At 75.0% G+C, this 9,256-nt stretch carries 9 protein-coding genes; 6 read left to right on the top strand and 3 right to left on the bottom strand.

Annotated features, from left to right (window positions below; genetic code table 11):
• Positions 1-83: 83 nt before the first annotated feature.
• Both ACFZDA_RS25890 and ACFZDA_RS25895 read left to right on the top strand, forming a co-directional pair.
• Complete coding sequence (locus ACFZDA_RS25890) at positions 84-713, top strand: glyoxalase (RefSeq protein ID WP_391085926.1); 630 nt, start codon at positions 84-86, stop codon at positions 711-713.
• Between the two features lie 90 nt (positions 714-803).
• Positions 804-1,805: an NAD-dependent epimerase/dehydratase family protein gene (locus tag ACFZDA_RS25895; protein ID WP_391085928.1), complete on the top strand. Its 1,002-nt coding sequence runs from the start codon at positions 804-806 to the stop codon at positions 1,803-1,805.
• Positions 1,806-1,906: 101 nt separating this feature from the next.
• Here the strand turns inward: ACFZDA_RS25895 and ACFZDA_RS25900 are convergent, their stop codons facing one another.
• The gene (locus ACFZDA_RS25900; RefSeq protein WP_391085930.1) at positions 1,907-3,019 is read right to left on the bottom strand and encodes an ATP-binding protein; all 1,113 of its coding nucleotides are present in this window, start codon (positions 3,017-3,019) and stop codon (positions 1,907-1,909) included.
• Positions 3,016-3,756, bottom strand: a complete 741-nt coding sequence (locus ACFZDA_RS25905) for a response regulator (protein ID WP_391085932.1) — start codon at positions 3,754-3,756, stop codon at positions 3,016-3,018. Before ACFZDA_RS25905 ends, ACFZDA_RS25900 begins: the two co-directional genes overlap by 4 nt.
• A 123-nt stretch (positions 3,757-3,879) precedes the next feature.
• On the opposite strand from ACFZDA_RS25905, the gene ACFZDA_RS25910 reads away from it, so the two are divergent.
• Genes ACFZDA_RS25910 through ACFZDA_RS25920 form a run of 3 tightly spaced genes read left to right on the top strand, consistent with a single transcriptional unit; the run spans position 3,880 to position 6,058 of the window.
• Entirely contained in the window at positions 3,880-4,584 is a 705-nt protein-coding gene (locus ACFZDA_RS25910; RefSeq protein ID WP_391085934.1) for a glycosyltransferase, read from the top strand.
• Positions 4,581-5,297: a DUF2064 domain-containing protein gene (locus tag ACFZDA_RS25915; protein ID WP_391085937.1), complete on the top strand. Its 717-nt coding sequence runs from the start codon at positions 4,581-4,583 to the stop codon at positions 5,295-5,297. The genes ACFZDA_RS25910 and ACFZDA_RS25915 overlap by 4 nt, the downstream gene beginning before the upstream one ends.
• Positions 5,294-6,058, top strand: a complete 765-nt coding sequence (locus tag ACFZDA_RS25920; protein ID WP_391085939.1) for a methyltransferase domain-containing protein — start codon at positions 5,294-5,296, stop codon at positions 6,056-6,058. Before ACFZDA_RS25915 ends, ACFZDA_RS25920 begins: the two co-directional genes overlap by 4 nt.
• Before the next feature lie 388 nt (positions 6,059-6,446).
• Here ACFZDA_RS25920 and ACFZDA_RS25925 read toward each other — a convergent pair whose 3' ends face one another.
• Positions 6,447-7,685 (bottom strand): molybdopterin-dependent oxidoreductase, encoded by a 1,239-nt coding sequence (locus ACFZDA_RS25925; protein WP_391085941.1) that lies wholly within the window; start codon positions 7,683-7,685, stop codon positions 6,447-6,449.
• A 231-nt stretch (positions 7,686-7,916) separates the two neighbouring features.
• Here ACFZDA_RS25925 and ACFZDA_RS25930 point away from each other — a divergent pair, with 231 nt between their 5' ends.
• The gene (locus tag ACFZDA_RS25930) at positions 7,917-9,212 is read left to right on the top strand and encodes a hypothetical protein (protein ID WP_391086498.1); all 1,296 of its coding nucleotides are present in this window, start codon (positions 7,917-7,919) and stop codon (positions 9,210-9,212) included.
• The last annotated feature ends 44 nt before the right edge of the window (positions 9,213-9,256 follow it).

Genomic DNA, 9,256 nt, shown 5'->3' on the forward strand with positions numbered 1-9,256 from the left:
GAGTGAGCCGGGGCGGCCTCGGCGTTCCCCGTCGGTCAGGAATCGAGAAGCGCGGGGCGCGGGGCGCGCTTAGCGTCGGGGGCATGACTTCTTCCATCGAATCCGTCACCCTCGAGGTGGACGACCCCGCCGTCGCCCGCCGCTTCTACAGCGGCGCCTTCGGACTGGACAGACAGGTGCGCGTGCGGGGCTCCGAGGCTCCGACGGCCGGCTTTCGCGGGTTCACGCTGTCGCTCGTGGTGTCGCAGCCGGCCGATGTCAACGCGCTCGTGGAGGCCGCCGTGGACGCCGGTGCCACGACGCTGAAGCCCGCCGCCAAGTCGCTGTGGGGGTACGGGGCCGTCGTGCAGGCGCCGGACGGGACGATCTGGCAGATCGCGTCGTCGTCGAAGAAGGACACCGGCCCGGCCACCCGGCGGATCGACGAGATCGTGCTCCTGCTGGGGGTCGCGGACATGGGCGGGAGCAAGCGGTTCTACGTCGAGCACGGCCTCCCCGTGGCCAAGAGCTTCGGCAGCAAGTACGTCGAGTTCGAGACGGGGTCGGGCGCCGTCAAGCTGGCCCTGTACAAGCGCCGGGGCCTGGCCAAGCTCGTCGGGGTCTCTCCCGACGGCACCGGATCGCACCGGATCACGGTCAACGGCGACGCCGGGCCCTTCACCGACCCGGACGGGTTCGCGTGGGCGACGGCGTCGGAGACCGCGTCGCTGTGACCGTGACCGCCGCCGTCGTTGACCTTACGGAGTCGTGACGTGCGGGCGCGGTCCCGTGGTGCGGCGGGGGCGCGGGCCTAGCGTGGCCGTATGCGCGTACTGGTCACCGGCGGTGCCGGGTTCATCGGGTCCCATGTGGTCGCCGCCCTCCGGGAGCGGGGGCACGAGGCGGTCGTGTTCGACATGCGGGAGGACGCCGCCGACGACGTGCGGGATCCGGCCGCCGTCGGGCGTGCCCTGGCCGGGGTGGACGCCGTGTGCCACCAGGCCGCGAAGGTCGGGCTCGGCGACGGGGTCGCCGACGCCGCGGACTACGTCTCCCACAACGACCTCGGGACCGCCGTACTGCTCGCCGCCATGGCGGAGGCAGGAGTACGGCGTCTCGTGCTGGCCGGGTCGATGGTGGTCTACGGGGAGGGCCGGTACGAGTGCCCCCGCCACGGGGCCGTGCGGCCCGGGCCGCGTGCCGTCACCAACCTCGCGGCCGGCCGGTTCGAGCCGCCGTGCCCGGTGTGCGGGGCGGACCTCGTCCCCGGGCTGGTCGGCGAGGACGCCCCGGCCGACCCGAGGAACGTGTACGCGACGACCAAGCTGGCCCAGGAGCACCTGGCCGCCGCCTGGGCCCGCTGCACGGGCGGGGCGGCGGTGTCTCTGCGCTACCACAACGTGTACGGGCCCGGTATGCCCCGCGACACCCCGTACGCCGGTGTCGCCTCCTTCTTCCGCTCGGCGCTCGCCCGGGGCGAGGCACCTCGGGTGTTCGAGGACGGGGGGCAGCGCAGGGACTTCGTGCACGTCCGGGACGTGGCGCAGGCCAATGCGGGGGCCCTGGAGGCGGACGCCGCCCCGGGCGTGCTCACGGCGTACAACACGGGCAGCGGCGACCCGCACACCGTCGGCGAGATGGCCCGGGCGCTGGCCGCCGCGTACGGCGGGCCCGAGCCCGTCGTCACCGGCGGGTACCGGCTCGGGGACGTACGGCACATCACCGCCGACTCCGCGCGGCTGCGGGACGCGCTGGGCTGGAAGCCGCAGGTCGCCTTCGAGGAGGGCATGGCGGAGTTCGCGCGGGCCGGGATGCGGGACGCGTAGGGGTGCGGGCAGGCGGGGCTTTGCGGACACCCCTGGGCGACACCCCCTGAGCCGTCGACTCCTGCGGGGTCCGGCTCGAAAGACCGGTGGTGCTGCCCGTGTTACGAAGCGGCGGCGGGCAGCACCACCTCGAAACGGCAGCCGCCGGGGATGTTCCGTACGGTGGCCCGGCCCTGGTGCGCCTCGACGATCCCCCGGACGATGGCGAGGCCGAGGCCCGCGCCGGCCGGGGGCGTCCGGGCGTGCGTGCCGCGCCAGCCGGTGTCGAAGACGCGCGGCAGGTCCTCGTCGGGGATGCCGCCGCAGCCGTCCGTCACGGACAACACCACGCCCTCGCTGGAGCGTTCCGCCGTGACGGCGACCGTGCCGTCGGCCGGGGTCCGGCGGATGGCGTTGACCAGCAGGTTGCCCAGCACCCGGCTCATCTCCCTGCCGTCCACCTCCACCGGCACCGGCTCGATACGGCCGCCCACCAGCCGCACCCCGTGCTCCCGGGCGAGCGGGTCGGCTCCCGCCAGCGCGTCGCCCACCAGGTCGTACAGGGAGATCCTGCTGGGTGCCAGGGCGAGCGCGCCGGCGTGGATGCGGGAGAGTTCGAAGAGGTCGCCGACCATGTCGTTGAGGCGTTCGACCTCGGTGCGGATCTGCTTCAGATAGCGGCCGGGATCGGCGGCGACGCCGTCCTCCAGGGCCTCCGACATGGCGCGCAGACCGGCCAGCGGGGTGCGCAGGTCGTGCGAGATCCAGGCGACGAGCTCCCGCCGGGAGGCCTCCAGCGCGCGTTCCCGCTCCCGGGATTCGGCGAGCCGGGCGCTGGTGGCGGCCAGTTCACGGCTGAGGTGGTCCAGTTCGGCGGTCGTCGGACCGTCGGGGGCGGCGAAGTCACCGCCCTCGCCGAAGGAGCGCGCGGCCACGGCGAGTTCGCGGCTGCGGGCGACGACCCAGCGGCCCAGCAGCAGCGCGGTGGCCAGGGAGACGACGGCCGCCATGGCGACGACGGTCGTGACGACGGTCAGGTCGTGCGGGGAGAGGAACATCGCCCAGGCGACGGCGAGCGTGCCCGCGAGCATCGCGACGACCCCGACCGTCGCGACCACGGCGAGGGAGGCGGTCAGCGAGCGGCGCCGGATCAGGCGCAGCGCCCCGGCCCCGGCCAGACCGGTGGCCGCGGCACCGGCGAAGGCGTACACGGCGATGACGAGGGTGTCGTTCACGCTCCGGCCTCCTCTCCGGCGGTTCCCGTGGGGTCGAAGCGGTAGCCCACGCCCCACACGGTCTGGATCAGACGGGGGCGGGCCGGGTCGTCCTCGACCTTGCCGCGCAGGCGGCGGACGTGGACCGTGACGGTCGACAGGTCGCCGAAGTCCCACCCCCACACCTCGCGCATCAGGTCCTCCCGGCCGAAGGCCCGCCCGGGGTGCCGCAGGAAGAAGGAGAGAAGGTCGAACTCGCGGAGGGTGAGGGCGAGTTCGGTGCCGTTCTTGGTGGCCCGGCGGGCCGCCGGGTCGAGGGTCAGGCCGGCCGCTCCCAGCCGGTGCCCGGGGGTGGCGGGCCGGCTGCGGCGCAGCACCGACTCCACGCGCAGCACCAGTTCGCGGGGGCTGAAGGGCTTGGTGACGTAATCGTCGGCGCCGACCTCCAGGCCCAGGACGCGGTCGTCCTCGTCGCCGCGGGCGGTGAGCATGATGACCGGGACCGGGCCGTGTCCGCGCATCCGCCGGCACACCTCCAGGCCGTCCATCCCGGGCAGCATCAGGTCGAGGACGACCAGGTCCGGCCAGTGCGCGGCGGCGCGGGTGAGGGCGGTCGGGCCGTCGTCGGCGCGGTCGACGACGTACCCGGCGCGGTCCAGATACCCGGCCACGACCTCGGCGACGGTCGGATCGTCGTCGACGACCAGGACCCGCGGGGACCCGCCGGGGCTCTGCTCCTGCTGATGGGGCTGCTGCATGGCTCCAGCGTCCCACCAGGCCGCCGCCGACGCCCCGTCCGGGCGCGTCCCCGGGCGCCGACGTCCGCGTTTCGTAAGGAGCCGGAGTCCGGTATGCCCGTTTCGCATTCGTAGGGTGAGACCGTGACGACGACTCCTTCGGACGTCGACGTGGTGCTGCCCTGCCTGAACGAGGCCGAGGCCCTGCCCTGGGTGCTCGAACGGATCCCGCCGGGCTGGCGCGCACTCGTCGTCGACAACGGTTCCACCGACGACTCGGCCCGGATCGCCCGCGCGTTCGGCGCGACGGTCGTGCCCGAGCCGCGCCGGGGCTTCGGCGCGGCCTGCCACGCCGGGCTGACGGCCGCCACCGCCGACGTGGTGTGCTTCTGCGACTGCGACGCCTCCCTCGACCCGTCCCTCCTCGTCCCCTTCGTGACCGAGGTGCGCGACGGCGGGGCCGATCTGGTCCTCGGGCGGCGACGTCCGCAGGGGCGGGGCGCGTGGCCCGCACACGCCCGGGCCGGGAATCTCGCGCTCGCGCGGATGCTGCGCCGCCGCACCGGGCTGCGGCTGCACGACCTCGGCCCCCTGCGCGCCGCCCGCCGCGAGCCGCTGCTCGACCTCTCCCTCACCGACCGGCGCAGCGGCTATCCGCTCCAGATGGTGGTGCGCGCGGCCGACGCCGGCTGGCGGATCACCGAGCACGACGTGCCGTATCTGCCGCGCACCGGGGCCTCGAAGGTGACGGGCACCTGGCGCGGCACCTGGCAGGCCGTACGCGACATGAGCCGGGTGCTGGGCGAGGCGCCCGGCGGGACTCCGGCCGTGGAAGGGAGCCTGCGGTGACCACCCTGCTCCCGACCACCCTCCTCGTCATCGCCAAGGAGCCGCGCCCCGGCCGGGTCAAGACCCGGCTCACCCCGCCGTTCACGCCCCGTCAGGCCGCGTCCCTCGCCGAGGCGTCCCTCGCCGACACCCTGGACGCGGTCGCGGCGGCCCCGGCCGGCCGCAGGGTCCTCGTCCTCGACGGGGAGCCCGGGCCCTGGCTGCCGCCCGGCTTCGACGTCGTACCGCAGTGCGGGGGCGGGCTCGACGAGCGGCTGGCGGACGCCTTCGCACGCTGCTCCGGACCGGCCCTGCTCATCGGCATGGACACGCCGCAGGTGACGCCGGAGCTGCTCACCGTGGACTTCACCGGCTGCGACGCCTGGTTCGGCCCGGCCGAGGACGGCGGCTTCTGGGCCCTCGGCCTGGCCCGCCCCGACCCCGCCCTGCTGCGGGGCGTGCCCATGTCGACCGCCGTGACGGGAGCCGTCCAGCGGGACCGGCTCGTCGCGGCGGGCCTGCGGGTGCGCGACCTGCCCCGCCTGCGCGACGTCGACACGGCGGCCGACGCCCACGCCGTCGCCGCGCTGGCCCCCCACGGGCGGTTCGCGGGGCGGCTGGTCCGCTGTGCGGGGAGCGGCCGGGCCGGTGGGGAAGCCGGACCGGCGTCCCGCCCCGTCACCGGCTCCCGGCCTGCCCTGGCAGCGGCCTCCCGCCCGGCCGGGCCCCGATGAGCGCCCCGCCCGTCACCGCCGTCGCCTGGGCGGCCGCCGACCCCTACGCCGCCGCCCTGCGCGCCGGTCGCGGGCCGCTGTTCCTGCGGCGGGCCGACGGCTGGCTGCTGCCGCTGGAGGTGGAGCGCTGGTGTGCGCGGGCCGACGCGGTGGACCGGGGCGTGCTGGACCGGTGCGAGGGGACCGTGCTGGACGTGGGATGCGGGCCCGGGCGGCTGGTGGCGGAACTCGCCGCCCGGGGCCGGGCCGTCCTCGGCATCGACGTCAGCGCCGCCGCCGTCGACCACACCGTACGGATGGGGGGCCAGGCGCTGCGGCGCTCGGTGTTCGAGCCGCTGCCCGGCGAGGGCCGCTGGGACACCGTCCTGCTCCTGGACGGCAACATCGGCATCGGCGGCGACCCGGGCGCCCTGCTGGACCGGGTGGCCGGGCTGCTGCGCCCCGGCGGCCTGTTGATCGCCGAGACCGCTCCGGTGGACGTGGACGAACGCGCCCAGGTCCGGGTCGTCGGCGGCACGGACGCACACGGCAGCGGCGACCCCTTCCCCTGGGCGCGGCTCGGCACGCCCGCCCTGCTCCGGTACGCCCGGGGGTGGACGCGCGCCGGTCAGTGGACGGCCGACGGCCGCCGCTTCGCGGCCCTGCGCACCCGCAGCAGCCGCACCGCCAGCAGCAGCGCCGAGCCGCCGAAGAGGACGGCGGTGATCAGCAGCCAGCGGGCGAGGAACACGTCCGGCGGCAGCCCGGTGGCGGACCGGTAGCGCCGCTCCACCATGCCGCTGACCAGCGGGAACCACACGAGGAGCAGCAGCCCGGAGAGGGCCGCCGGTACGCGCGCGTACGGCACCCACTCCCGGCGCCGGACCGCGCCGAGCCCTCGTACGACCGCCCGGTCCAGGGCCGCGTACAACGGCAGCAGCACGAGGTCGTGCAGCAGCGCCGCGCCCACGAACCACAGCGCCACGCCGAACCAGTCACCGGCGAGCAGCCGGACGCCCGCGTAGGCGGCGAGCGCGAAGGAGCAGGCGAGCAGGAGCAGTTGGAAGGGGCTTCCGAGGGGGAGCAGCGGGGGGCGCGTCAGCCGGGGGCGGCGCGTGTGCGGCGGGCGTTGCATGAGGCGCGGGCGGCGCATCGGTGGCGGTCGGCGCATCACAGGTCTCCGAAGGTCATCCGGGCCACCCACTTGGTGTTCAGCACACCGGGTGCCGCGGGCACGATGATCCGCGCCGGGTGGCCGTGGTCGGGGGACAGCTCCTCGCCGTTGACGTACAGGGCGAGCAGGGAACGCGGATCGGCCACCTGGTTGGCGCGCAGGGCGGCGCTGCGGAAGGCGCCGTGCCGCTGGAGGGACTCGACGAACACGTCCGGCGGGTCGTCGGCGTCGTAGCCGACGAGGGCCGCGAGATCGCGCAGCCGCACCCCCCGCCACCACTGGTCCGACGTCGACCAGCCCTCCACGCAGGCGATGGGCAACGCCGCGCTGTGCAGGGGGAGTCGGGCCAACTGGGCGCGGCTGAGCCGGACGGTGCCCGTAGGCCCGGTGACGACGAGCCGCCACGCCTCCTCGCCCGTCTCGGCCGGGTCGATCCCGGCGTAGGCGGCGGTCTTGTTGATCTGGAAGCCGTTCGGTCCGCTGCCGGGATCACCGCCGCCGTGCGGTGCGAGGAGGGCGGTGCGCCGCAGACCGTCGACGTTCTGCCCGACCGTCGTCGCGAACAGCAGCAGCGAGCCGCCTCCGACGAACCACAGGGCACCCCGGCGGGAGACGGTCGGCTCGGCGGGGCGCGGCGACACGAGGTCGTTCTTCTCCTCCCGAAGGTGCCGTAGGTTGCGCAGCGCCGTGGGCATCTTCAGCAGCGCGTGGGCGACGAAGGCGGCGAAGAACACCCACGCCCCGTAGAAGTGCAGCGGGTAGAAGGAGCCGGGGAAGACGTAGTCGAGCTGGACGTTGAGCACACCGGTCACGAACTCGAACAGCCCACCGCCGACCAGCAGCAACAGCGAGATCCGCTCCAGGGCGTGCGCGAGCGAGCGCGCCGGCGGCAGCGCGAACAGCCTCGGCACCACGGACCACAGCTTGGCGAGCAGGACGGGGATCAGGGTGATGCCGAGGGTGACGTGGACGCCCTGGTTGAGCCGGTAGAGCCAGTGCGGGTTCGTCGGCCAGTCGAAGAGGTAGAAGCCGAGGATGCCCTTGTCCGGGGTCTTGTCGTTCACCGGCGACAGGTCCGGGTTGTAGGCGGCGTACGAGACCAGGCCCGTCACGAACAGCACGGTGATGCCGGCGAGCAGGACGAGGCCCAGCACGGAGGTGAGCCAGGGGCCGCGCAGGGGGCTGCGCCAGAAGCCGGGCGAAAAGGGGGATCGTGGGGCGTCGGGGTCGCGCATGTCCTGACGGTAGGCCGGGATCACCCCGGCAAGGGGTGCGCAACCCATGACGAAACGCTGACGTCCGGCCCGGACGGCGGCCCGCGCCCGCCCCGTCGGCCTAGCGTTCCGGCTGTGACCCGCTCCCTCCGCCCTGCCCTACGCCGTGACCCGAGCCCGGACGCGAGCCCGGACCCGCGCCCGGACCCGCGCCGGGACCGGCGCCGTGACCTGTACGCCGCCGGGGCCGCCGTGCTGCTCGTGACGGCCGCCGTCCTGGTCGGCCGCCACATCCAGGACACCAGCCGCACCCTGTTCGTCGACTGGCCGCCGCTGCTGGCGTCCTGGGGCCCCCACCTGGGCCCCGGCACCCCGGCGGCCGTCCTCCTGGCGATCACCACCGTGGCGTACGGCCCCACCCTCGCGGCCCGGCTCCCCTGGCGGACCCTGCTCCCTGTGACCTGGGGCGCGGCCACGACGTGGATCTTCTCCCTGGCCCTGATCGACGGCTGGGACCGGGGCATCGCGCACCGGCTCACCACCCGCTACGAGTACCTCCGGGTCATCGACCGCTTCGACGACATCCCCGCAGCGCTACGGGACTTCACCCACCACATCCTCCTCGACTCTCCCGACAACTGGCCCGCCCACATCGCCGGCCATCCGCCCGCGGCCACGCTCACCTTCGTCCTGCTCGACCGGATCGGCCTGCGGGGCGGCGGCTGGGCGGGCATGTGGTGCATCACCGTCGGGGCGACGGCCTGCGTCGCCGTACTGGTCACGCTCCGTCTCCTGGCCGACGAGACCCTCGCCCGCAGGGCGGCCCCCTTCCTCGTCCTGGCCCCGGCGGCGGTGTGGATGGGCACGTCGGCCGACGCGTACTTCGCGGCGGTGGCGGCATGGGCGGTGGCACTGCTGGCCCTGGCGGTCACGGCGCGGTCCCTGTGGTGGGCGGGGGCGTCCGGGTTGTTGTTCGGCCTGACCTGCTACCTCTCCTACGGCCTCACACTCGTCGCGCTGATCGCGGCGGCGGTCCTGGTGCTGGGCCGGCACGGGGTCCGCGAACGCCCCGCCCTCCTGGTCCCGCTCCTCGCCGGACTGGCCGTGGTCCCGGCGGCGTTCACGCTCGCCGGGTTCGACTGGTGGGAGGCGTACCGCCTGCTGGTGACGCGCTACCACCAGGGCGCGGGCGGCATCCGCCCCTACGGCTACTGGGTGTGGGCCAACCTGGCCTGCACGGTGCTCATCACGGGCCTGGCGACGGCAGCGGGCCTGCGCCGCACGGGCACGGCGCTGCTCCACGTCCGCACTGCCACCCCCGCCCGGGCCGCCTCGACCCGCCTCGCGTTCCTCGTGTCCGCCGCGCTGCTCGCCCTGCTGATCGCCGACCTGTCCGGCATGAGCAAGGCGGAGACGGAACGCATCTGGCTGCCCTTCGCGGTGTGGCTCCTCCCGTCCTGCGCGCTGCTGCCCCATCCGCGAGCGTGGCTCACGGGGCAGGTGGTGCTGGCGTTGCTGCTCAACCATCTGCTGTCGACGGGGTGGTGACGCGGAGGGCAGTGGTCACCGACGTCCGACGAGTCCATCGAGGT

Source organism: Streptomyces sp. NPDC007991, from assembly GCF_042958445.1.
In the GTDB taxonomy this organism is placed as follows: Bacteria; Actinomycetota; Actinomycetes; order Streptomycetales; family Streptomycetaceae; genus Streptomyces.

What these genes read in the sequence shown, in the direction of transcription:
- ACFZDA_RS25890 (WP_391085926.1), top strand. Translation starts at nt 84, where the DNA reads ATGACTTCTTCCATCGAATCCGTCACCCTCGAGGTGGACGACCCCGCC.
- ACFZDA_RS25895 (WP_391085928.1), top strand. Translation starts at nt 804, where the DNA reads ATGCGCGTACTGGTCACCGGCGGTGCCGGGTTCATCGGGTCCCATGTG.
- ACFZDA_RS25905 (WP_391085932.1), bottom strand. Translation starts at nt 3,756, where the DNA reads ATGCAGCAGCCCCATCAGCAGGAGCAGAGCCCCGGCGGGTCCCCGCGG.
- ACFZDA_RS25920 (WP_391085939.1), top strand. Translation starts at nt 5,294, where the DNA reads ATGAGCGCCCCGCCCGTCACCGCCGTCGCCTGGGCGGCCGCCGACCCC.
- ACFZDA_RS25925 (WP_391085941.1), bottom strand. Translation starts at nt 7,685, where the DNA reads ATGCGCGACCCCGACGCCCCACGATCCCCCTTTTCGCCCGGCTTCTGG.